Below are 23215 nucleotides of genomic sequence, written 5' to 3'. Positions count from 1 at the left end.
CTCCTCGACGTTCACACGATGAACCCCTCGGAGGCACGGAAAATGCAGCGACTCGCAGCGAGGGGTGAGGCGGTCAGACTTGCACCGGGAGTTTACATTCCCGCAGGTCAGTGGCGTGAGTTTGAACAAGACCCCGACGCAGAAGCAATTAAAGCGCGAGCCAGAATCGCCGCCGAGTACATCCGCAGTGGTCCAGCCGTCGTGGCGGGCAAGTCGGCAGCCTTCCTCCACGACCTGCCCCTCGAGAAGTTCGAGCCGCCGGAGACGGTGGAATTGGCGTCACCAAAAAGAAGCCTGATGGGAAGAACCGGCAGGTCAGAGCGCCACCTCGCTACGCCGGGGCAAGGCCAGCGCGCTGTGCTGATCCCCACAGAGTTCGGCGAAATCTGGACCAGCGGACTGCTGGATACGTGCCACGACCTGGGGCTTCGACACTCACTGGACGACGCCGTCATCGCCACGGAGGCCGCGCTGCACACAAAGAAAATCACGTGGAACGCATGGCGCACGTGGCGCGCGTGGCAAGACGGGATGTGCGCCCCAGGCGCCACTCTGACCGCCACGCTGACCGCCACGCCGGAAACCGCGCCCATCCGCCACGGCGCCCAACGCGCCCGCACGGCCGCGCGCCTCATCACCCGCTTCTCCGAAAGCCCGCGCGAATCGCAGCTGAAAATCCGCTTCTGGGAACACGGCCTGCCCGCACCATTTCAGCAGGTCAACATACTCAACGAAGGCGGCTGGACCATCGGGCGAGTGGACATGTTCTTCGACGTCGGCCTCGCTGTCGAATACGACGGCCGCGAGAAATACGGCTCCACCACACCGGCCATCGAGCGCGCCCTGCTCAAGGAACGCCAACGCGAAAACGACATCCAAGCCCGCGGCATCACGCTACTGCGCGTCACGGCGGAAACGTACCTTTCCGGCCGCGCAGTCGAGCAGGTCAGCGAGCATTTCCACACCCTCGCGGCACGCCCGACCCGCCCGCCGTGCACCCTCTGGAGCGGCGGCGTGCTCGCCTGGTCGTAGCCCTTTTTGTTCTTTCTTATTGACGCCCTCGCCCTCGTTCGCCTTCACCTCCAGCCTCCCGAACCGTCCTCCCCGCCCCGGCACAAACTGGAGATAAAAAGAGAATTAATAAACCCGGCCAGATGAGGCAGCCAAACAGTTAGACTCGGTCAGTGTTACGGCACATATCGCAGCCCTCACGAGCCCCCTCCTGGGCTGACGTGCAAACCAAACACAAACAACCAGTCATAAACCATCCCGAACAACCACTAAAAACGTAGAACCAGGTGAAACAGTTGACCAACCCAGCAGCCGACAACGGTGCAGGTGCCGCAGGCGCAACCGCCTCCGAGGCTTTCAACTCGAAGGCATGGCTGCAGCATTACACGCCGTGGACGCAGCACACCATTGACCTCTACGACCCCGCGGAGAACCCCTCCGGCTTCACCATCCCGCAGGTCTTCTGGCATGCGGTGGAGACCATCGGCGAGCGCAACGCATACTCCTTCTTCGGGAAAGTCACCACCTACGAGGAGTACGGCCACCAGGTTGCCATCGCCTCCCAGGGGCTCAAGAAACTGGGCGTGCAACGTGGCGATCACGTCGCCATCGTGCTGCCGAACTGCCCGCAGGCTCTCATCGCGTTCTACGCCGTTCTGAATGTCGGCGCGGTGCCCATCCTGCACAACCCGCTATACACTGCCGCCGAGCTCAATCATCCATTTAACGACCACGCAGCGAAGGTCGGCTTCTTCTGGGACAAGGTCAGCGACGTCGCTGAGCACCTGCGGCTGGATAGCCCTCTGGATACCGTCATCGCCGTCACACTCCCCGACGAAATGCCAGCTCCGCTGCGCTACGCCTTGAAGCTACCGATCCCGAAGATCAAGGCCATGAAGGACAAGCTCACCGGCCCGGCACCTGCCGCACTCTCCTGGAAGCGCTTCATGAGCTCCGGCGGGAATGGCAAGCAGTCATGGCGTGAGGGCGTCATTAACAAGAAGATCGAACCAAGCGACCCGGCGCTGATCCTGTACACCTCCGGCACCACCGGCAAGCCGAAGGGCGCCGTGCTGACACACCGTAACCTCATCGCGAACCTCCGCCAGGGTCAGACCTGGGTGAAGGGCCTGGGTAAGGGTCCAAAGCAGGAGGTCATGCTGGCCGCGCTGCCGATTTTCCATGCATACGGCCTGACCATGAACATCACGCTCGCCCCGATGATCGGCGGCGAAATTCAGCTGCTACCCGCACCCGAAATGCCGCTGGTGATGCGTGTGATGAAGAAGAACATGCCCTCCTGGATGCCGGGCGTGCCTGCGCTGTACCAGAACATTATGAAGGAGGCCGAGAAGCGCGGAATGTCGATCTCCGGCATCCGCAACTCCTTCAGCGGCGCCAGCGCCCTGCCCGCAGAGACCGTCCGCGAGTGGGAAAGCTCCACCGGCGGCAACATCGTCGAGGGCTACGGCCTGACCGAAACCTCGCCCATTATCGCAGGTAACCCCATGGGTAAGGGGCGGGAAGGCTACATCGGCGTGCCCTTCCCGTCCACCGAAATCCGCGTGGCCAACCCGGATAACCCCGCCGAAACGATGCCCGATGGCGAGGCCGGCGAGCTGGTCGTCCGCGGCCCGCAGGTGTTCAAGGGCTACCTCAACCGCCCGGACGCAACCGCTAAGGCCTTCTATGAGGACTGGTTCCGCACCGGTGACATGGCCGTCATGGAATCCGACGGCTACCTGAAGATCGTCTCCCGCATCAAGGAAATGATCATCACCGGCGGCTTTAACGTCTACCCCGCCGAGGTCGAGGAAGTGCTGTGCGAGCACCCCTCCATCGAGCAGGCCTCCGTCGTCGGTGTGGAGCGCAAGGACGGCTCCGAAACCGTCGCTGCGGCTGTGGTTTTGGCCAATGGCGCTGTTATTGACGCCGACGGCTTCCGCGCCTTCGCCAAAGAACGACTTACTGCGTATAAGGTGCCTAGGGTATTCCATGCCTTCCAGGAACTGCCCGCCGACCAATTGGGCAAGGTGCGCCGACGCGAGGTGCAAGAACTGGTGGCGGAGAAGGAGAACGCCTAGAACATGCCCCTGAGCAGGAACGATACCGTCGCAGCAGTGATCGTCACGCACAATCGCGTGGAGCTGCTGGAGGCCTCGCTGCGCCAAGTCGCAGGCCAGGAAGGCGCGGAAGTCGCGCACGTAGTGGTTGTGGATAACGGCAACGACCCGGCGGTGCGGGAGCTGGTGGAAGACGTGTGTGGCTCGCGGGCGCACTACGTGGGCTCCGAGACGAACCTGGGCGGCGCTGGCGGATTCGCGCTGGGATTCCTTACCGCGCTTTCTTTGGGCGCCGATGCGATTTGGTGTGCCGACGATGATGGCAGGCCGGCGGATGCACATGTGCTGGCCACCTTGCAGGAGGTTGCGGAGCGCGAGGGGCTGGAAGAGATCAGCCCGGTGGTGTGCAATATCGATGCCCCGGAGCGGTTGGCTTTTCCTCTGCGCCAGGGGCTGGTGTGGCGGCGCACTTTGTCCGAGCTGGAGGGGTCTTTCCTGCCGGGGATCGCCAGCCTGTTTAACGGCGCGCTGATCAGTGCACGGGCGATAGAGATAATTGGTGTTCCCGACTATCGGCTTTTCATCCGTGGCGATGAGGTGGAATATCACCGCCGCCTGGTCCGCAGCGGCCTACCCTTTGGAACGTGCCTGACCTGCGCTTACCTGCACCCCGACGGGTCGGATGAGTTTAAGCCGATCCTCGGCGGGAAGATGCATACGCAGTACCCGGACAATGAATTCAAGCGCTACTTCACCTACCGCAACCGCGGATACATCATGAACCAGCCGGGCATGCGCAAGCTGCTGCCGCAGGAATACGCCCGCTTCGGGTGGTTCTTCCTCGTACAGAAGAAGAACCCGAAGGGGTTCGCAGAGTGGCTGCGGCTACATGCGCTCGGTCGGCGTGAGCAGTTCCGCCGGCCAGGTCGGTAGCACGGGCACGGCTCGGCGCACGCAGTTCTAAGAAACTTTTTAAGCACACACACCGGGAAGAATTTTCCTTTTCACCCGGTCGCGGGCGTAGTCTTAAGTGACTATCGCGGTGATCCTGCAAACGCTAGACACCGCCGAGCACTACTTAACCGAGGATCAAGTTAGCCGAAGTGACCGTGTCCGATACCCAGCCTTCCACCATCGCTGAGCCCGCCAAGGCCGCTGACGACGCAGGCGTCAATAAGAAAAACGTCGACGACGCAGCTACCGCATCTGCGCGTCCGCTTTCGCGCGGCCGCACCGTCGCACGGCAGTTCATCCAGTTTGGGATTGTTGGCGCGTCCGGGTTCATCGTCAACCAGGCGATTTTCGTGCTGGCGAAGAAGATCAGCGAGGCCGGATGGGGTATCGACGTGCAGGATGCGTTCCTGAACCTCCTCGGCAGCCAATACCATTTCCGCTGGTACCACGTGTTTTCCGTGATCGCTTTTGTGCTGGCGAATATTTGGAATTTCTGCCTGAACCGCTATTGGACGTTCCGCCACGAGCACAAGCGTGCGTGGTGGAAGCAGCTCCCGCAGTTCATGGCTGTGGGCGTGTTCGGGCTGATTATCACGCTGCTGGTCTCGACGGCGCTGGTGAATCCGGAGTCACCGATCGCGCTGCCCCACGACTTTTTCGATAACTCCACTGGGCTGCGCACGCGCGCGTACTGGGGCAACTTCATTGGTGTGATTGTGGCCGTGCCGGCGAACTTCCTGTTCAACAAGCTGTGGACGTTCCGCTCGGCGCCGCGCGACCACAAGCGGGTGGTGCGCACGGTCGAGCCGCGGACGGGCGCGGGCAATGCGGCAGGTGCTGACGGTGATGCGGATGACTAACTCTTCTTTTGATGACGCCCCCTCGTCGTCCCAGGGTGGTGGCCTTAGTCGGGCGCAACGTATGATCCGTTCGCAGCTGGTGAAGTTTGTGCTGGTCGGAGGGTTCAGTGCCATCGTCGACTTTGGTTCGACGGCGCTTTTCACTTTTGCTTTTGGCTTGAGCGATGGCGTGGCGAAGGCGCTGGGATTCGTGCTGGGAACCCTGACGGCATACTTCATCAACCGTCGGTGGACTTTCCAGGCGGAGCCGAGCGGGCGTCGGTTTGCCATAACCATGGCGACCTACGGCCTGACCTTTGCGGTGCAGTGGGGGCTGTACAAGGTGTCGATTCCGTGGCTGGAGGGTTTCGACCTGAATGCGTTCTGGGTGCGTGCGATTAGTTTTGTGATTGCCCAGGGTACGGCGACGGTGCTGAACTTCCTGATCCAGAAGTTCTTTATTTTCAAGCGCTAGCTGGTGGGCCGGGCTGGGTCTGGGTCGGGCTGGGCTGGCTGGTGGGCAGGTGGTCCGGGCGGACTGGTGAGCCGGTGGGCTCGCGGGAGGCTAATTTGGGGGTCTCCGGAGGCTCCGGCAGGGTGCAGATGTCGCTAGAACGGGAATCTGTTAACGAAACCAGTTTGCAATTATCTAAACCCGCAGGTCAGAGCGTTTCCATTTTTCGGAATCCACCGCAAGCCGCGACAGAATCCCGATTCAACGACATTCCGCGCCCGCAGAAAGCTGACTTGTGCCCCAGGCCACCACGGAATCCCGATTCAACGACATTCCGGGCACACAACAACACCCCGGCCCCCGCCTAGTGCTGCAAGATGAAGCGGTACATCTCCAGGCGTTCCAGCATCGAACACTGGGGAACCAAAGGAACTGCCTGGTCATCGGGCTGAGGTTCCCACTTGCAGGCTCCAACCTGCGCCAAGATGCGCCCGGTCCGGCGCGACAACCATTTGATCTCGCTGGCACTGAGGGCGTCGGCACCAAGAGCAGTATCCGTCGGCGGCAGCTTCGCATCCGCGCGCGTGTAGCCAAGCGCCGACATGAAGGCCTCGCTGACCTCCCCGGCTTCCGACTCCACCAGCGTGGACAGTGCAATGATCCGCGCCCACGCGGCGGCGCGCCCGATCTTGCTCTTCTCAATCGGCACATCGGCCAACAACTCGGCGGCGTGCTCGGTGACGTTCGCGGGCCGCTCCAAATCCAATGCCTGCAGCAGCGGAATGAACTCGTACAACGCACCGTCGCGCAGCAGCTCTCGCAGCTCAGGGGTGATTTCCGCGAGGATATTCTCAACGGTGTCCTCACCGGCCAGCGCCACATTCACCTCCGAGATGTCGACCATCGCCGGAATGCCCGCAGGGTGCAGGTGCGCGGCGAACTCGTCATCCTGATTCTTTTTGACGCCATCCGCCTCCGCGGCCTCATCGTCGGAATCCGCAAGGAAGTCAGCGGCCAGGAGGACTGCTTCGTCATTTGCTTCGCCCGGCGCGCCGAACAAGTCCTGTGATGGGGCAAGGAAAGGATCGAAGTGCGAGTCCCGGGAGGGGTCGACGAACTCGATTTCGTCGTGGCGGGTGGTGGTATCCGTGACGGTGACGCTGAAGTCATATCCGTCGACCTTCAGCACACCGATGGTGCCACGGCGGAAAATATCGCCTAGAGCAGTGCCAATGGAATTCGCTCCTTTGGCATAGACGCGCACGCGCCCGGCGGTGCGGGCGCGGAAGCTCCAGGCAGGACCACTGTCACTACCGGCTTCGGCCTCTCCTGCAGCGTGATCTTCCTTCGTGCCGTAGCAGGTTGGGTGGGCTTCAGGTACTCGGTTCACCCGCTCCGGCCAGAGGAAGCTGGCGAGGATGACGTCTGCGAAGTCAGCCACGCTCATTGCGCTGGAGACGCTGAGGAGCCGCGAGTATCTTCCTACGCCCGGAAAGTGGTGCTCCACGGCTACAGTGAAGACCTTTGCGTGAGCCCCTGATTCCCTTCTTATCCCCATCCCCGGTGTGGACATTACCCCCAGGCTTTCCTGCATTTCCGCCCCCTCGGATCTGCTGTCTGCTGCGCTGTCAGCGTCAGCATCGCGGGCACCGTCACGCCGAGCAGTGCGGATTTCTGAAAGGGAAACCACGCTCCCGCCCGGTGCCACTGCCTCTGTGTTGTTCTCCCCCATTGCTCGCGCAGCACTAGAGCCACCGGCGGATTTGTAGCCACCGGCGGCTCCAAAATGTGATGAGCGATTCATGGTTCTCAAGCGTAATCGCGCCTGGCTAACCTCGCTGGGCGAAAACCACCGGGATTGGCTGAGCTTGCGCAAAATCACTGCTCACAGCACCGATGCGCCGGACGCGTAGTTTGTCGAACGCATTGTATTGCGCGATCCACCCGCGCAGCGCCGCTGCCCCCTGCAGTGCGGCAGCAACTGCCAAGCGCTCCACCTCACCAGCGCCATCAGCACCGTCCCCGCCAGCTCCACTAGCACCATCTCCGCCAGAGCCACCAGCCTCAGCCCCTCGGAATTCCTCCAGCGGGCGCAAACTTCCCCACGCCGGCTGCTTCTTCCCCGGAAACTCGTCGCTGAAGTGCTGCTTTGCGGAGGCGAGGGCGTCATTAAGCGCAGCCTCCGTAGCCTCCACATCAACCAGCGCAACCTCCTGTGGCAGCACCTTCGCCGCCGCCTCCGGCCCCACGAACAACACGGGGTAACGCAGCAGCGCAGCGAGCATAGCCCCGCGGTCATCAGTCCCCTCGATCCAATCCGCCTCGGCAGCGAAGCCGTGAATGCCTGCGCCGTCGATCAACCATGCGCCGGAAAAGTCGCCCAACTGCACGTCGGGGTCAGTTTCCACCTGCCAGATGGCGAAGGTTGGGTCGTCTGCCTCGCCGGCGGCGGCCACGACCATGATCGGGTCATAACGGACAGGCTGGGGTGCGGTGTCAGTTACGGTGTCAGTTGCGGTGTCAGCGGTGTTCTCTGGGGCGGTTGTGCTCATCGTAATTGCAGGTTACCACCGCCACCGGACATGCCCCTTACGCTCGCAGCCGCACCCGCTAAGATCATCCCCATGGCTGATTCCGACTCGTCCTCCGTGCTCTCTTCCACGTTCTCCGCCGTCACCAAATTTTTCAAACGCTCCAAGCCCTCCCCCGCCGAGCAGGAGCACAGGAGTGCACCGGTGCGAATTGGGGGCGTCGGCAAGGAAAGCAGCTACGAGGCCTCGACCAGGACAAACCTGCCGCTCAACGAGTACATGACGCGCCTCATGGCCCAGGAGCTCCCCATCCTCGACAGCACCAGCCGCCAGCGCGTGCGCGATATCCTGCGCGACTACGACGGCCCAACCATCACTGAGCCGGAGGAACTGCCGGAGGAAATCCGTCAGATCATGGAACTGTACTAGCACCGTTGTAGTCGCTTGTGCCTGTCGCACTCCCTATTTTTGTGACGCCACCCACACCGCAACTGCGAAAACGCTGGCAACTTGTACTTCACGTAGCGCCGCGCCCCGGGGATGTCGTGCGCGAGCGCTAGGGTAGAGAACATGGAATTGCACACCAGCACTCGTACCCTCACCGGGTGGGGACGTACGGCCCCCACGACCGCCGAAGTCCTGTCTACCCAGGATGTCGATCAGATTGCTGCCGCCGTTGCGCGCGTGGCCGACGATAATGCGGATAAGCCCAGCCACCTCCAGCGTGGCGTGATCGCTCGCGGCATGGGCCGCAGCTATGGTGATCCGGCGATGAACGGTGGCGGCCTCGTCATCGACATGCAGCAGCTCAACCGCATTCACAGCATCAATCCCGATACCGCCATCGTAGATGTAGATGCTGGCGTGACATTGGATCAGCTGATGAAGGCCGCGCTGCCATACGGCCTGTGGGTGCCGGTGTTGCCCGGCACGCGCCAGGTGACCATCGGTGGCGCTATCGGCCCGGATATCCACGGCAAGAACCACCACTCTGCCGGTTCCTTCGGCAACCATGTCCGCTCCATGGAGCTACTGGTGGCTGACGGGCGTGTGCTGCACCTGACCCCGGAGGGCTCCGCGGACGATCCGGATGGCGAGCTGTTCTGGGCCACCGTCGGCGGCATGGGCCTGACCGGCATCATTCTGCGCGCGACGATCGAGATGACGAAGACCGAGACCGCATACTTCATCGCCGATGGCGATATGACGCACTCCCTGGACGAGACCATCGCGTTCCACTCCGACGGTTCGGAGCACAACTTCACGTACTCCTCCGCCTGGTTCGATGCGATCAGCCCGGAGCCGAAGCTGGGTCGCGCGGCGATCTCCCGTGGCTCCCTGGCCACGCTAGATCAGCTGAAGGAGTACGCGCCGAAGCTGGCGAAGGATCCACTGAAGTTCAACGCGCCGCAGCTCATGACCGTGCCGGATATCTTCCCGAACTTCACCATGAACAAGCTCTCGATGGTTGCCATCGGCGAGCTGTGGTGGCTGAAATCCGGTGAGTACCGCAACCAGGTGCAGAACCTCACGCAGTTCTACCAGCCGCTGGATCTGATTGGCGAGTGGAACCGTGGCTACGGCTCCAAGGGATTCCTGCAGTACCAGTTCGTCGTGCCGACGGAGGCAGTGGAGCCGTTCAAGGAGATCATCCGCGATATCCAGGCTTCCGGCCACTACTCCGCGCTGAACGTGTTCAAGCTGTTCGGCGAGGGCAACAAGGCGCCGCTGAGCTACCCGATGCCAGGCTGGAATGTCTGCGTGGACTTCCCGATCAAGCCGGGTCTGGGCAACTTCTTGAACGACCTGGACCGCCGCGTGATGGAGTTCGGTGGCCGCCTGTACCTGGCCAAGGAGTCGCGCACCTCCGCCGAGAACTTCCACAAGATGTACCCCGGCCTGCCGGGTTGGCTCGCCACCCGCAAGAACATCGACCCGACGGGTGTGTTCGCCTCCGATATGTCCCGCCGCCTCGAGCTGTAGCCCCTGCCCACAATAGTTGCCCCCCACCCCGAAAGAAGAGTCACAATGATTGATGCCGTTGGCAAACCCCAGTCCATCCTGCTTCTCGGCGGCGCGTCCGACATGGGCCTCGCCGTTGTCGAGGAGTTCCTCTCCCGCGGTTCTGCTCGCGTGATCCTGGCCGCCCGTCCTGGCGAGTCGTTGGATGACGCCACCTCACGCATGAACGCCGCCGGTGCCAGCGAGGTCGTCACCGTTGCCTTCGACGCAGTGGATTTCGATTCCCACCCGCAGGTGTTCGAGGAGATCTTCAGCCATGGCGACGTGGACCTGGCCATTGTTGCGTTCGGAATTCTGGGCGATAACGAAAAACAGTGGACCAACCAGAAGTTGGCTGTGCAGGCCGCACAGGTGAACTTCACCGGCGCCGTCTCCGTCGGCGTGCTGCTGGCGGACTACATGAAGAAGCAAGGCCACGGCCAGATTGTGGCGTTCTCCACCGTTGCCGGTGAGATGGTTCGCCGCTCCAACTTCGTCTACGGCTCCACGAAGGCTGGCCTGGATGGCTTCTACCGCATGCTCAACGAAGCTCTGCGCGGCTCCGGCGTGCGCGTACTGACGGTCCGCCCGGGCCAGGTCCGCACCAACATGACCAAGGACCTCGAGGATGCCCCGCTGACCGTGGACAAAGAAGACGTGGCCAAGGCGATCGCCAAGGCCGTGGATAACCGCAAGTCCCTGATCTGGGTGCACCCCCTGTTCCGCCCGATCATGCTGATCCTGAAGCACCTGCCGCTGCCGATCCTGCGCAAGCTGCCGCTGTAGCTCCCCCGAGCCCCCACTCTGGGGTTTGACCGAGCCCCTCACCAGCCCCCTCACCGGCGGGTCCACCATCTCCTCACCCGCGCACAAAGCACAAGCGCCGCCCCACACCCTGGGCGGCGCTTTGTCGTTCCCCTTCTAGTTCTTCAGGTGGCCTGGATGGGCGGACTCTTTGGCGTCCAACTTCAGGAACGCCGACAGCACGATCAGCGCCACCGAAACGAAAGCCGCCACCAAGAACGCCACGTGGATGCCCTGGCCCACCACCTGCTGCTCGGCCAGAGCGGGATCCGTCGCTGCCAAGCCAGCCAGCTCCGCAGCGTTGCTCGAGGCATAGCGGGTGGAGGCAAACGTCATCACCGCCACGAAGATTGCCGTACCGGCACCACCGGCAACCTGCTGGAACGTGTTCAAAATTGCCTGCCCGTGGGAAGCCAGAGAATCCGGCACGGCCGCCAGAGCGTTGGACATAAGGGGCGTCATCATCAAAGCAATACCCAGGTTCAATACCACCGTAAGGACCATGAGCTGCACAAACGCCGGCCACGTACCAGAGCCAACCCACCCGAACAGGCTCTCCGTCTGCTCCAGGGCGGCAAATCCCATCATGCCGATCGCGATCAGGATGCTGCCGGGAATGATCAGCGGGCGCGTGCCACGCGCGTCATAAGCCCGGCCAATGGCAGGGCCGAGCAACCCCATCACCAGACCACCGGGCAGGGAAACCATGCCGGTCTTCAGCTCCGACAAGCCCGCAACGTTCTGCGCGTACAGCGGCATCAGAATGATGAAGCCGAAGAGCATAGAGAACGTCAGCAGCAGCAACCCCAGCGACAAGTTGTACTCGCGCACGCGCACCGGCTGCAGGTTCAGCAGCGGGGTGGCCTTCGGCTTATCGCTGCGCTCCAGGGAACGCTGGCGCAGGAAGAAAAGCACCAGGATAACCGCGCCGACAGCCAAGATGAGCAGGCGCTGCACCGGCACCCCATCAGCCAACTCGGACAGGCCAGCCAGGCCGTAGACCAGGCCCGCGAAGCCAAATGCGGAAAGAAAGACGGACAGCACATCCAAGGACGGGCGCGTCGGCTCCTCGAAGTTCTTCACCAGGAACAAGCCCGCGACCAGGGTAATCAACACCAGCGGGGCAACCAGGATAAAGATCCAGCGCCAGCCCAGGGCCTCCAGCACCACACCGGAGAACGTCGGCCCCAGCGCCGGAGCCACCGCAATGACCACCGAGACCAGGCCAAAGACCGCGCCACGGCGGTCGATGGGCACCAGGCGGATGATGGTGGTCATCAGCATCGGAATCACCAGCGCCGTGCCGCTGGCCTGCACCACGCGGGCGACCAGCAAAATCGGGAACGTCGGCGCGGCTGCGGCCAGAATCGTACCTATTAGGAAGGCTGTCAGCGCCGCGATGTAGATCGACCGCAACCGGAACCGTTGCATGATGTAGCCGGTCATCGGAATGACGACGGCCATCGTGAGCATGAACGCTGTAGTCAGCCATTGCGCTGCATCAGCGGTGACGCCAAATTCTCCCATCAAGACGGGGAGGGCCACGGCCAAGGTGGTTTCGTTGAGAATCACCACGAACGCTGCGACAACCAGCATGCCGATGAGCAGTTTCGCGCCCACCGCGGGCTCCTCTGGAGGGGTCGGGTGGCCCGCGCGATCGGGGCTGCGATTTTCGGAAATGCTTTCCGTTGACGCGACCGCGTCGGCTGGAGTGGTGGCGCGGTCGGGATCGGCGGCGTCAGAAAAAGGCTTTTTAGACAAAAGTATCCCTCCGAGACAAGAAAAGACGGGTGCACGAACGCACCCGCGAACCCTGGATACTTTACACCAGGTGTGCTGCGCCTGAAGGGGATAAGCGCTGTGGGCTAGCGCTCCAGCTCGCCCTGGGACTCGTCGGTCTCGAGTGCGTTTGTGCCGCTGCCCGAGTTCATCTGGGCGCGGATTTCCTCCAGGCGGGAGGCAGCACGCATGTCGTTACCTGCAGCTTCGATTTCTGCCATGCGGCCCTGCACGGAGTTTTCTACAAGCTCCTGGCTGCCGAGCGCCTGGGCGTAGCGCTGCTCGATCTTCTCGCGCACGCTATCCAGGGTCGGCACATCGTCGTTTTGCACTAGGCCATCCATCTGTTGCATGGAGTTGGCGGTAGCTTCCTGCATCTTCGCCTGATCTACCTGGGCGCGCAGCTGGTTAATCTGCGCCATCTGCTCCTCGAGGCGGGCAGCGGACTGCTGTTGTTGCTGCTGGGCCTGACGGGCGGCCTCCTCCGCACCGGCGTACAGCTGCTTGGTTTCGTCCAGCTGCTGTTCCACCGAGACCAGCTGGGAGGCGAACAGCTCCGCGGTCTGGTTCAGGTCGTTGGCCTTGGTCTGGTCGCCAGCAGCAGCGGCATTGTCGGCCTGCTGGATGGCGGTGCGAGCATTGTCCGACAGCTTCTTCGCGTCCTGCTGAAGGCGGTTCATCTTCATCTCCAGCTGGTTACGGTTACCGATCACGCGGGCTGCGCTTTCGGAGATCTGCTGGTGCTGCTTGCGGGCAGCCTCCGTGGCCTGCTGGATCTGTACATGGGGATCCGCGTTCTCCTCGATCTTCGTGTCGAGGGACTGCATGAGGTATTTCCAGCCCTTAGAAAATGGATTCGCCATGGGAAAGCTCCTGTATCGGACGTGATGGTGTGGTCAATTTAGCTGCAATGCAGCCTGTTGAATTCCAGCGTACTGGCTTTTGGCGCGGCGCACGGAGCGAATGGGCGGGCGGCGGAATCAGGGATACGTTAGAGAGCCTTCAGGTGGACTACCGGGGCGTTCATATCCCGCCCGGTTAGGTGCAGCAGGTCTAGCTTCACTTGTTTGAGGGAGACGACCTCCATCACCGGGTCTGGGATGGGCGCCTCGCTGGGGACCAAGCCCAGCTGGTGCAAAACGTCCCCCGCACTACCGGAAATATCCACCTTCACCGGGATCGTGGAGATCTCGGCTAGCGCGGGAACGGCCTCCAGGGACGTCGCCTCCACCACGACCGGCCCCTCGACCACATATGTCTCCACCTTTGAGCCGGTCCGCAGCATGCCATCGCCCCACTGGCCCGGCAGCTGGATCTGCAGGTTCTTAATTTGCAGGCGATCCCCGGTGATGCGTATTAGGTCGCGGCGGCCGTGCTCCGTGCCCACGGAATCCACGCTGATGCGCACATTCCCCTTGAAGGTCACGTTGTCGGCGGTGACCTGGCCGACATCGCCCACGCGGGCGGGCTGCGCCGCACTGTACGGGGCGTTCGCGTTCAGGATGCCCACGCCGGTCGCGATACCCACTGCCACCAGCAAGGCCGCTACCGTCGCGGAGTACCCACCGCCGGACTGCGGCGCATCGCCATCCGCGCCATCCCCGCCGTCGCCTACGCTCTCCCCAGTCGACTCAGCCGACTCTGCCGACTCTGCCGACTCAGCCGACTCTGCAGCAGTGGCCTTAGCTTTCTTCCGCTTGCCGTCCCCCGGCTCCCACGCCAACGCAAACGCGCCGCCGAAAATCCCCAGCAGCGAGCCCAATAAAAAGCCGCCGATATTAGAGGCCGGCAGCGCCACCAAAGACAGCAGAATGGCGAACACACCCAGGTAAGGTGCTGTCGCCGGCTTCAGCCAAATACCCAGGCCAAACATAATCTGGGCTGCGCCGAGGAACAGCGTGGAGACCCCCGACAACGTGGAGATCATCACCAGTAGGTCATTAATGCGTAGGGTCAGGTAGGCGGGCGTCATAATCACCACACCCGAAAGCAGCACCAGCAGTCCCGGCACGAACGGCCGACCGCGACGCCATTCCGCGAAGCGTGCCAAACGCCCTCTAGCAGGCATTCTCAGTTCCCCGGCGCACGCTCGCCTCAACTCCGGAAACGTTCAGCTGCTTCGCCCCAACAGATGTCGCAACAATCTTTTCTGCCACAACCTGCACGTCTTTCGAGTGCAGACCCCATGCATCGTCCGGTGCTTCGGGGTTGACCTGGTGGGCGTCAATACCAAGGTTAGGGTCAGCCATCCGCAGGCTGCCCTTAATATCGGTAGACCCGACGATCAGGTCCTTCGCATCCACACTGTTCTTTCCGTTGGAGCGCAGGGCAAGAGTTGCCTCACCGACGGCGGGCAGGTTCGGCACGGTTGTTGAAAGGCACAGGTCAGAGGCCTTGGCCTGCTGAATCTTCACGCGCGCGACGGGCAGGTGATTATCACCTTTAACGTCGTTATCCATGAACAGCGAAAAGTCCTGCCCGGAAAGGTGATCGATCGTCACGGTGAAAAAAGAACCAGACAGCGCGAGGTTCGCGGAAATGCCGCCTTTCGCCACCGCCATTCCGGTTCCGGCGAATCCAACCAGCCCAGCGGTCAATGCAATCGCTGCTTTCCTGGCGTTGATTCGTCCCATTCTGTGCGCCTCCTCTTGTAATGCCCTCAAGCATTATCCCTGTGGTGGCGCCGATGCGCGAATCGCTGGTCTATTATTTTTTGTTTCGGTTCGAGGCCACCCGCGCTAGCCCCTCAGCCCACACACTGCGCGCGAGACCGGCCAGCGTGCCTACCACGCAGTCTTTACTGCTCCTTGGCCTGCTCGGCCTCGATCTGCTTGCGCACCTCGTCCATGTCCAGTTCCTCGGCCTTGGCGATGAGCTCGTTCAGCGCCTTCGCCGGCAGCAGGCCGGACTCGCGGGCCAGCAGAACACCATCGCGGAACAGCATCAGCGTCGGGATCGACTGGATCTGCAGCGCAGCGGAAAGCTCCTGGTTGGCCTCAGTGTCGACCTTGCCGAACACAGCCTCCGGGTGCTCGTCAGAGACCTGTTCGAAGATGGGCGCGAAGCGCTTACACGGACCGCACCATTCCGCCCAGAAGTCCAGCACGACGATGCCGTCGCCCTGCACGGTGTCCTGGAAGTTAGCTCCGGTGATTTCGATGGTCGCCATTTGTTTCCCTTCGGGTCGATTGTGCTTGTCCAAAAACTTTGTTGTTGGCGCCCCGGTGAAAGGGGGCGAGCATGTTTTCCAACATTACGCAACGGTCGCTTTATTCCACGTTAGAGTTCTCACTATGTCTATTTATGACGCCAACGCGAATCCATCTAGCACTTTCAAAATGTACAAGCAGCTTGCGAAGAAGCCGTTCGGAAACGGTTTGTTCTCGGCTGCGGCCGGCTTTAAAGCGCCATACTTCCTCACCGTACAGCCTCGTGTACAGGAGCTGCGCCCGGGCTTCTGCAAGGTTCGGTCGAAGAAGTGGTGGCTGCTGAACAACCACATTGGTACCTTCCATGCCATTGCGGCCTGCAATGTCGCGGAGTTTGCAATGGGGATGCTGGCTGAGGCCTCAATTCCCAATACGCACCGATGGCTGCCACAGGGCATGCGCACTCAGTACTTGAAGAAGACGAAGGGCAGCCTGACGGCCACCGCCACTGCAGAATTGCCGGACTTCGAGAAGATCACTCAGGAGTCTGGCGGACAGACCGTGACGGTGAAGATCCACTTCGCCGATGATGAGGGCAAGGAATCCACCTACGCGGAGATTGACATCTGGGTGACGGCCAAAAAGTAGCGCAGATACCTGGTACGTTTGCGCGGCTCCCGGCGACGTACACGGCGTCGTAGCGTCCGCACCCGCGCTACGGTTCCTCAGGCGCCAGCAAGTAGCGCCCCGCACCACAGTGCGAGGAGGAACACCGCGCAGCAGACCACTGCCATCCCCACCACGCCCGCAATACGGCGAGCGGGCTGGGGCCGGGTGAAGACCTCCACCATCACCGTGGAGAACGTGGTGAAACCGCCGGCCAAACCAATGCCAAGCAGGGGATATAAAATGTCCTGCGTCTCGCCTGCACTGGTAGATCCGGCGGCTCCGTCAAGATGCTGCGAGGTGTACCCAAGCACTAAACCCAGCACGACTGTGCCGAGGAGGTTCACCACCGCGAGGCTCCACAAAGGTGCCCAACCATGCTTGGACTTTAGGTGAGTATCCAGTACGTAGCGGGCCGCCGCTCCCGTCCCGCCTCCGAGGGCGACGGCTAACAGCTCAATGAGGGTTGCTCCGGTGTTCATCGTGCGCCCCCTCTGTGGGGCTCACGGGGATCCTGGGGCTCGTCGGCACCGTCGGCTGCGCGTCGCAGCCGCGCCAGCCCATTCAGATCCCGCCCGAGGCGCAGCCCCATCACAGCTGCACATAGGCCAAGTGCCAGCGTAAACACGCCGTAGGTTCCCCCGATGAGGATGGTAGAAGCTGAATCGGTGGTGGCGTCAACAGCCGCAGCAAGCGAGCTAAACGACGTAAAACCGCCGAGCACTCCCGTACCCCAAAACGTGCGACGTGGGTGGGCAGAATCCGGGATCATCCCGACTAAGAGCCCTAAAAGGAGCGCCCCCAGGACGTTGACCACCAGCAATGCGATGTCTCCTAGAGGGATCCCTCCAATGATGTTCAGCGGCGTGGCTGCGCCGAGCACGCGTGTGGGGTCGCCGAGGGCGGGAATCCAGACGGTCAGCGTCCAACGAATAATCGCCCCCAGCGCGCCGCCGAGGAAAACCAGGGCGACGGGCGGGAGGCGATTCATAAGTGCAATATTACCCAGCTGGCAGCGCGACCAGTCGAGTTGGGCGGCCACAACGGCCGATCAGGTTAGCTCTGCTTGACGGCGGAGATGTCGAAGTTCAGCGTGATCTTTTCGGAAACAAGCACGCCGCCACCATCAAGAGCGGTGTTCCACTCCAGGCCAAAGTCACGGCGGTTAATGCTGGTGGAACCCTCGAAGCCGACGCGGGTCTGGCCCCATGGATCCTGTACCTCACCGGTGAAATCGAAGTCGATGGTGACGGGCTTTGTCACATCCTTAATGGTCAGGTCGCCGGTAACGCGGAGGGTGGATTCGCCAGCAGCGGTAATGTCCGTGGAGGTGAAGGTGATGTGCGGGTACTTCTCCGTGTCGAAGAAATCACCGGTGGTCAGGTGAGCGTCGCGGTCGGCGTTGCGGGTATCGACGCTGTTGACGTCGATCTTGACCTCGATCTTTGCGCCTTCCAGCTTCTCGCCGGTGGTTGCGGTGCCCTCGAAGTCGGTGAATGCGCCACGAACCTTGGTAACCATGGCGTGGCGGGCGACGAAACCAATCTCGGAGTGCGCTGCGTCGATCTGGAAGTTGCCGGAGTAGTTGTTGACGTTGGTCATGTTGAACCTTTCAGTTGGTGTGTCAGTTGATTACTTCTTTTGATGCGCTGGCCTCAAAGCTACGCCCAGTTAGTTGATGTGTCAACTATTTTGACCGATATGCGATACTGGTGCACATGACACAAGAAGACACCTCTCCCCCGCTACACAACGATGCGAACAAGGGGACAAAGTGGCTAAACAGTCGCGAACAACAGGTGTGGCGAGCGTGGATCAATGCCCACATCCACATCAATGCCGAACTAGCGCAGCAGCTGTCGGCGGAAACGTCCCTATCTCTGGCGGACTACGAGGTCCTGGTTCACCTTTCGGAAGCACCGGACCACCAGCAGCGAATCGTCGCACTGGCAAACATGATGCAATGGAGCCGTTCGCGCCTTTCGCACCAGATCACGCGCATGTCTAAACGCGGTCTTGTGCGCCGTACAACTTGTGACGCCGACGGTCGCGGGGCCTACGTAGTCCTGGAACCCGCAGGCCTCGAGGCGATAACCACCGCCGCCCCCGGCCACGTGGCAAAGGTGCGGGAGCTGGTCTTCGACCAGCTCAGCGACGCCGAGATTGAGCAGTTCTACGAAATTCTGGCGAAACTAAACGGGTAACCCTAGGCACTAGGCTCCTAGGTTCCGACACTAAGGCATGGGGGAGATATCGCGGGCCATGTCGGAGAACTTAGAAAATTGCAGCTGGTTGGCAACAGTCACGGTGCCGATCGGACCGCCACGATGCTTAGCCAAGATAATGTCCGCCTCACCCGCACGCTCATGGTCGGGGTTCTGAGAATCAGGGCGGTTGATCAGCATAACCATGTCGGCATCCTGCTCCAGCGAACCCGATTCACGCAGGTCAGAAACACGCGGGAGGGCATCGTCACCACGCGACTCCACACCACGGTTCAGCTGCGAAATCGCGATCACGGGCACGTTGACTTCCTTGGCCAGAAGTTTGAGCTGACGCGAGAACTCCGAGACCTCTTGCTGGCGGGATTCCACACGCTTACCGGAGGACATCAGCTGTAGGTAGTCCACCACAATCAACTGCAGATCCACTTGTTGCTTCAAGCGGCGGGCCTTGGAGCGGATCTCCATCATCGTCAGGTTCGGCGAATCGTCGATGTAAATCGGCGCATCTTCAATCTCACCGATGCGCACCGTCAGCCGATCCCAATCATCGTCAGTCAACTTACCGCCGCGCATGGAGGCCAGGCGCACCTCCGCCTCTGCGGAAAAGATGCGCATCATCACCTCCGACTTGCTCATTTCCAAGCTGAATAGCGCCGATGCCTTGCCATGCTCAATGGAGGCAGACCGCATGAAGTCCAGCGCCAGCGTAGATTTACCCACACCGGGACGCGCCGCCACAATCACCATCTGTCCACCGCGCAAGCCATTGGTTAGATCGTCAAGATCCTTAAAGCCGGTGGGGATACCCATTTCGATGCCATCTTGGCTTTCCAGCTGCTCGATCTCCCCCACCGTCGATGCGACCAACTCCGCGAAGACCTCATAGTCCTCCTTCGCGGCATCGTTGGTGATGGCGAACATCTCCTGCTGTGCGCGGTCCACCACGTTGTCTACATCTGCACCCTCGGTGCCCGCATAGCCCAGCTGCACAATCGTGGTACCGGCCTGCACCAGGCGACGCAACGTGGCCTTCTCTCGCACAATCGAGGCGTAGTAGCCCACGTTTGCGGAGGTCGGAGTCTTTTGGATGATGCTATGCAGGTATCCCGCACCACCGATGAAACCCAGCACGCCGTCGCGGTCCAAGCGCCCGCCAAGGATGACTGGGTCGACTTCCTTACCCTCGCCGTAGAGCTGAAGTATGGCGTCAAAAATAGTCTTGTGCTTCGGCACATAGAAGTCATCGCCGACAAGGACTTCTACGACATCCGCGATCGCGTCCTTGTTGAGCATCATGCCGCCGAGCACACCCTGCTCAGCCTCCGGGTTCTGCGGCATCTCGCGGACGATCTGCTGGGTGCCCGAACCTCCGCGACGCCCACCGCGGCCACTGCCGAAGTCACGGCCGCCGACGAAATCCTGGGATCCGCCGAAGTCATCAAACGGCTCGTCGGGCAGCGGGGCGCCGTCGTCGAAGTTCATGCCTGCATTCTCGCTCATGTCGACCACTTTAGTGGCAGCACCGGACAACCTCGAACCCCGCCCTGTGCCCGCTTTTTGTGCTCACCCACCCCGTGCGAGAACAACTTGTGAGGGCATTGCAAATCAAGTTATCCACAGGCGCTGTGAATATACCTGTGGAGGAAATGTGCATAACTTCCAATAGCCCAGGACGGGTTGTGGATAACCTGTGGACAGTCAACGCTCTCACCTGCACTTTCTTCTATTATCGCAGGTCAGGGGCGTGTGACTGGTGTGAAAACCTCTTTTTTCATCGGTGGATAACTTGGGGATAAACAAACCTGCAGGCCAGGCGATTGCCCTTCTGTAAACGCCCAGGTCGCCTGAAAGTTCAAAATATTCACGTATTATTCACCTTCGGCGCGGAGTTTTGCACAGCCCTTATCCCCTCCTCAGACATTGCCTAATTTTCAGTTTGCTAAGTGGAAGCAAAATATTGGTTCTCCCACGAGACGTCGCCATCGTGAACTAGCCTGTTCCCCATGAACGCAACGCCCGACCACTCCACAGCCGACCCAACCTCCACCGCGACCACTCCCCTGCCCGCCCTCGCAAACGCTGGTGCCGAACACCCCCTCGACCTCCTTATCGTCGGCGCAGGCCTCTCTGGCATCGACATCGCCTACCACGTCTCCAAAAACTTCCCTTCCTGGAACTGGGCAGCCGTCGATTCCAACTACGACGTCGGCGGCACTTGGGCCACCTTCCAATACCCCGGAATCCGTTCAGATTCCGACATGGCCACGTTCTCCCTCCCCTTCAAGAAATGGCCACACAAGGGCACGCTCGGCTCCGGCAAGCAAATCCGCGACTACTGCCACGAAGCCGCCGCCGAAATCGGCATGCTCGACCGCCTACAGCTATCCACCTGGGTCGAATCCGTAAACTTCCACACCGACCGCGGGCTGTGGGAGGTTACCATGCGCCTCGGTCGCACAGGCCACGCAAACTCCGAAGGCACCGACGACTCCGGCCTCGCGCAGCCCACCCTCACCACGTGGACGCGCCGCCTCCACTTCGCCACCGGATACTACCGCCATTCGGAGGGCTTTACCGCGCAAATTGAGGGCGTCGATACCTTCCAAGGCACCGCCCTACACCCACAACAATGGCCCCGCGACCTCGACGTGCGCGGAAAGAAGGTTACCGTAATTGGCTCCGGAGCCACGGCAATTACGCTGGTTCCGGCGCTGCATTCGATGGGCGCGGACGTCACGATGCTGCAGCGAACTCCCACGTACATTGCCCCGCTGCCGGAGACGGACACGATCAGCTCCCTCGTCGGCCTGGGTCTCAGCACACAGCCGGGCACATTCGGCCATCGTTTGGCCCGCAGCCTGCATATTGGGCGCGACATGGCGCAGTACCACCTATGCCAGACATTCCCCAGCATCGCGAAGTTGGTGTTCCGGGGCTGGAATCGTCTGTACCTGCCCGCTGACGAGGTGCGCCGGAACTTCACTCCCCCGTATGGGCCGTGGGATCAGCGCGTCTGCAAGTCCCCCGGCGGCGACTTCTTTAAGGCCGTGCGGGGTGGGGCGCGAGTCGTCACTGACCATATCGACCGCGTTGACGCAGGTGGGGTGCGGTTGCGCTCCGGCGGGTACATCGAGGCCGATGTTTTGGTGATCGCCACGGGGCTGCAGCTTTTGGCCTTTGGTGACGCCAACTTCTCCGTGGACGGCACTCCCGTACCGACCGAATCTCTGGTGGCTTATCGTGCCATGATGGCCAATCGCCTGCCGAATTTCTCGTACACCATTGGGTATTTGAACCAGTCGTGGACGCTGCGCGCGGATATGACTTCGCGCTATTTGGTGCAGCTGTGGAAGGACATGGAAGCGCGGGGCGAGCAGTGGGCTTGCCCGCTGCTGCCCGCCGGAGAGGCCGCTGACCTGCCGCTTTTGGAGATGTCCAGCGGTTATATTCAGCGGAGCGTGGCGACTCTGCCGCGTCAGGGTGCTGGGGATCCGTGGCGGATGGAGCAGGATTACATCAAGGAGCGGCGCACCTACACGGGCGCGGACAACAAGCATGACATGGCATTTGGCGTGGAGGCTTTGAAGGCTGCGGCGCCGCTGGCGGCTGGAGAGGGCGGCGGCGGTGCCGCTGAGCTGCGACAATAGCTCTGGCTGTGGTGGCCCTGGTTGCGGACACCGGCTCCGGCAGTGGTAGCCCTGGTATGCGGCCAACAGCTTCGGCGGTGGTCCTTCTCCGTAGCATCAGAGGTCCTTCCCTAACCCCAGCGCGGGCGAGTTTGTGTGCTTCAGAACGGAAAATGTCGCTGGAACGGGAATCCATTAACCGCAATTGTTTTCATTAATGCAAACCCACAGGTCACAGCGCTGAAGAATTTTCTAAACTTTTCAGCCGCCCGCCACATTCCCGATCTAACGACATTCCTGGCCCGCCGGAGCCCCTCCAGGCACCAAACCGGCCCCACATTCCCGACCTAACGACATTCCGGGCAAGGTTCGCCGTGGCGTCCAAAAGCCCCAACCTGCACCCCGGTAACGGAAAAGACCCCACGCGTAGGTGCGTGGGGCCTTAACCTGCTGTTGTCTAAGTTAGAAAAGTTTTCTTCTGGTGCGTTCTAGTTATTGGCGCATCATCGCAGTTCAGGGCATTAAAATCCGACCGAGCCGCCGAAAAATCAGCCACCCGTGTTGTCTAGGCACGGGCAAAAGGGCTCGCAGGAATGCCATGACCTGCCGGTCACCGGAAAACGGCGAAACCGGACAGTTGCGAACTTACGCGGAAACAACCTCGAAGCTCAGGGATGCAACGATGCCTTCGTGCAGCTGAACGTCCACAGAGTAAACGCCGGTTGCCTTAACATCGCCCTTGCGCAGCTTGATGCTGTGCTTGTCCAGGGAACGACCGTTGGCCTTCTTCACTGCATCAACAATGTTGTCTGCGGTGACAGAGCCGAACATCTTGCCGGATTCTGCAGTGCGAACCGAGATGGTCACGCCAGACAGGTTCTCCAGCTCTTCCTTAACCTCGCGTGCGTGATCCAGGTCGCGAATCTGTCGAGCTTCCTGCGCGCGCTTAATTCCTTCGATCTGCTTCTCAGCACCGCGGGTTGCAACGATTGCATAGCCGCGCGGAAGCAGGTAGTTACGTCCGTAGCCAGCCTTGACCTCTACGATGTCGCCGGGGACACCGAGGTTGTCAACGTTGGCGGTGAGGATCAGCTTCATGATCCAGCCTTTCGT

The 23215-nt window shown here is 61.3% G+C and carries 23 protein-coding genes; 11 read left to right on the top strand and 12 right to left on the bottom strand.

Annotated features, from left to right (window positions below):
- Positions 1-42: 42 nt before the first annotated feature.
- The 5 genes from ACWXWJ_RS05875 to ACWXWJ_RS05855 all read left to right on the top strand — a co-directional run bounded on the left by ACWXWJ_RS05875 (position 43) and on the right by ACWXWJ_RS05855 (position 5342).
- On the top strand, positions 43-1032 hold the full coding sequence (locus ACWXWJ_RS05875; RefSeq protein ID WP_473963815.1) for a hypothetical protein: 990 nt from the start codon (positions 43-45) through the stop codon (positions 1030-1032).
- Positions 1033-1307: 275 nt separating this feature from the next.
- Complete coding sequence (locus ACWXWJ_RS05870) at positions 1308-3095, top strand: long-chain-fatty-acid--CoA ligase (RefSeq protein ID WP_473963814.1); 1788 nt, start codon at positions 1308-1310, stop codon at positions 3093-3095.
- A 3-nt stretch (positions 3096-3098) separates the two neighbouring features.
- Positions 3099-4007, top strand: coding sequence for a galactofuranosyltransferase GlfT1 (gene glfT1 / locus ACWXWJ_RS05865; protein WP_473963813.1), 909 nt, complete (start codon positions 3099-3101; stop codon positions 4005-4007).
- Between the two features lie 155 nt (positions 4008-4162).
- Positions 4163-4888 carry a GtrA family protein gene (locus tag ACWXWJ_RS05860; protein WP_448307969.1) on the top strand — a complete coding sequence of 242 codons (726 nt, stop codon included), beginning with the start codon at positions 4163-4165 and terminating at the stop codon, positions 4886-4888.
- Complete coding sequence (locus ACWXWJ_RS05855; protein ID WP_448307862.1) at positions 4881-5342, top strand: GtrA family protein; 462 nt, start codon at positions 4881-4883, stop codon at positions 5340-5342. The genes ACWXWJ_RS05860 and ACWXWJ_RS05855 overlap by 8 nt, the downstream gene beginning before the upstream one ends.
- A 343-nt stretch (positions 5343-5685) precedes the next feature.
- Here the strand turns inward: ACWXWJ_RS05855 and ACWXWJ_RS05850 are convergent, their stop codons facing one another.
- Complete coding sequence (locus ACWXWJ_RS05850; RefSeq protein WP_473963812.1) at positions 5686-7125, bottom strand: hypothetical protein; 1440 nt, start codon at positions 7123-7125, stop codon at positions 5686-5688.
- Between the two features lie 25 nt (positions 7126-7150).
- The gene (locus ACWXWJ_RS05845) at positions 7151-7873 is read right to left on the bottom strand and encodes a hypothetical protein (protein ID WP_473963811.1); all 723 of its coding nucleotides are present in this window, start codon (positions 7871-7873) and stop codon (positions 7151-7153) included.
- A gap of 183 nt (positions 7874-8056) precedes the next feature.
- Between ACWXWJ_RS05845 and ACWXWJ_RS05840 the strand changes: the two genes are divergently transcribed.
- The 3 genes from ACWXWJ_RS05840 to ACWXWJ_RS05830 all read left to right on the top strand — a co-directional run bounded on the left by ACWXWJ_RS05840 (position 8057) and on the right by ACWXWJ_RS05830 (position 10639).
- Positions 8057-8281 carry a hypothetical protein gene (locus tag ACWXWJ_RS05840; RefSeq protein ID WP_448307970.1) on the top strand — a complete coding sequence of 75 codons (225 nt, stop codon included), beginning with the start codon at positions 8057-8059 and terminating at the stop codon, positions 8279-8281.
- Positions 8282-8422: 141 nt separating this feature from the next.
- Positions 8423-9835 carry an FAD-binding oxidoreductase gene (locus ACWXWJ_RS05835; RefSeq protein ID WP_293792024.1) on the top strand — a complete coding sequence of 471 codons (1413 nt, stop codon included), beginning with the start codon at positions 8423-8425 and terminating at the stop codon, positions 9833-9835.
- Between the two features lie 45 nt (positions 9836-9880).
- Positions 9881-10639, top strand: coding sequence for a decaprenylphospho-beta-D-erythro-pentofuranosid-2-ulose 2-reductase (locus ACWXWJ_RS05830; protein WP_473963810.1), 759 nt, complete (start codon positions 9881-9883; stop codon positions 10637-10639).
- 135 nt (positions 10640-10774) lie between these two features.
- Here the strand turns inward: ACWXWJ_RS05830 and ACWXWJ_RS05825 are convergent, their stop codons facing one another.
- The 5 genes from ACWXWJ_RS05825 to trxA all read right to left on the bottom strand — a co-directional run bounded on the left by ACWXWJ_RS05825 (position 10775) and on the right by trxA (position 15605).
- Positions 10775-12418 (bottom strand): MDR family MFS transporter, encoded by a 1644-nt coding sequence (locus ACWXWJ_RS05825; RefSeq protein WP_005292446.1) that lies wholly within the window; start codon positions 12416-12418, stop codon positions 10775-10777.
- Between the two features lie 104 nt (positions 12419-12522).
- Complete coding sequence (locus ACWXWJ_RS05820; RefSeq protein ID WP_293792028.1) at positions 12523-13299, bottom strand: PspA/IM30 family protein; 777 nt, start codon at positions 13297-13299, stop codon at positions 12523-12525.
- Between the two features lie 128 nt (positions 13300-13427).
- Positions 13428-14504 (bottom strand): DUF6114 domain-containing protein, encoded by a 1077-nt coding sequence (locus ACWXWJ_RS05815; RefSeq protein ID WP_293792029.1) that lies wholly within the window; start codon positions 14502-14504, stop codon positions 13428-13430.
- Positions 14494-15069 (bottom strand): DUF6230 family protein, encoded by a 576-nt coding sequence (locus tag ACWXWJ_RS05810; protein ID WP_293792031.1) that lies wholly within the window; start codon positions 15067-15069, stop codon positions 14494-14496. Before ACWXWJ_RS05810 ends, ACWXWJ_RS05815 begins: the two co-directional genes overlap by 11 nt.
- Before the next feature lie 164 nt (positions 15070-15233).
- Entirely contained in the window at positions 15234-15605 is a 372-nt protein-coding gene (gene trxA, locus ACWXWJ_RS05805) for a thioredoxin (protein ID WP_005292458.1), read from the bottom strand.
- Between trxA and ACWXWJ_RS05800 the strand changes: the two genes are divergently transcribed.
- Positions 15595-16233, top strand: a complete 639-nt coding sequence (locus ACWXWJ_RS05800) for a hotdog fold domain-containing protein (RefSeq protein ID WP_448307971.1) — start codon at positions 15595-15597, stop codon at positions 16231-16233. The two genes, trxA and ACWXWJ_RS05800, sit on opposite strands and share 11 nt — an antisense overlap.
- A gap of 77 nt (positions 16234-16310) precedes the next feature.
- On the opposite strand, the gene ACWXWJ_RS05795 is transcribed toward ACWXWJ_RS05800, so the two are convergent.
- From ACWXWJ_RS05795 to ACWXWJ_RS05785, 3 genes are all read right to left on the bottom strand, one after another.
- Positions 16311-16733 carry a fluoride efflux transporter FluC gene (locus ACWXWJ_RS05795; protein ID WP_293792035.1) on the bottom strand — a complete coding sequence of 141 codons (423 nt, stop codon included), beginning with the start codon at positions 16731-16733 and terminating at the stop codon, positions 16311-16313.
- The gene (locus ACWXWJ_RS05790) at positions 16730-17242 is read right to left on the bottom strand and encodes a fluoride efflux transporter FluC (RefSeq protein ID WP_293792036.1); all 513 of its coding nucleotides are present in this window, start codon (positions 17240-17242) and stop codon (positions 16730-16732) included. Before ACWXWJ_RS05790 ends, ACWXWJ_RS05795 begins: the two co-directional genes overlap by 4 nt.
- Positions 17243-17307: 65 nt before the next feature.
- Positions 17308-17853, bottom strand: a complete 546-nt coding sequence (locus ACWXWJ_RS05785; protein WP_473963809.1) for a YceI family protein — start codon at positions 17851-17853, stop codon at positions 17308-17310.
- 116 nt (positions 17854-17969) lie between these two features.
- On the opposite strand from ACWXWJ_RS05785, the gene ACWXWJ_RS05780 reads away from it, so the two are divergent.
- A complete protein-coding gene (locus ACWXWJ_RS05780) occupies positions 17970-18455 on the top strand; it encodes a MarR family winged helix-turn-helix transcriptional regulator (protein ID WP_473963808.1) in 486 nt (161 codons plus the stop codon).
- A 30-nt stretch (positions 18456-18485) separates the two neighbouring features.
- Here ACWXWJ_RS05780 and dnaB read toward each other — a convergent pair whose 3' ends face one another.
- Positions 18486-19976 (bottom strand): replicative DNA helicase, encoded by a 1491-nt coding sequence (gene dnaB, locus ACWXWJ_RS05775; RefSeq protein ID WP_473963807.1) that lies wholly within the window; start codon positions 19974-19976, stop codon positions 18486-18488.
- 503 nt (positions 19977-20479) lie between these two features.
- Here dnaB and ACWXWJ_RS05770 point away from each other — a divergent pair.
- On the top strand, positions 20480-22123 hold the full coding sequence (locus tag ACWXWJ_RS05770) for a flavin-containing monooxygenase (protein ID WP_473963806.1): 1644 nt from the start codon (positions 20480-20482) through the stop codon (positions 22121-22123).
- A 624-nt stretch (positions 22124-22747) separates the two neighbouring features.
- On the opposite strand, the gene rplI is transcribed toward ACWXWJ_RS05770, so the two are convergent.
- The gene (rplI, locus tag ACWXWJ_RS05765) at positions 22748-23200 is read right to left on the bottom strand and encodes a 50S ribosomal protein L9 (RefSeq protein ID WP_005292476.1); all 453 of its coding nucleotides are present in this window, start codon (positions 23198-23200) and stop codon (positions 22748-22750) included.
- Positions 23201-23215: the final 15 nt, after the last annotated feature.

Source organism: Corynebacterium sp. p3-SID1761, from assembly GCF_055862885.1.
Note: the sequence above shows the minus strand (reverse complement) of the source record. Positions and strands in the feature narration are given on the sequence as shown.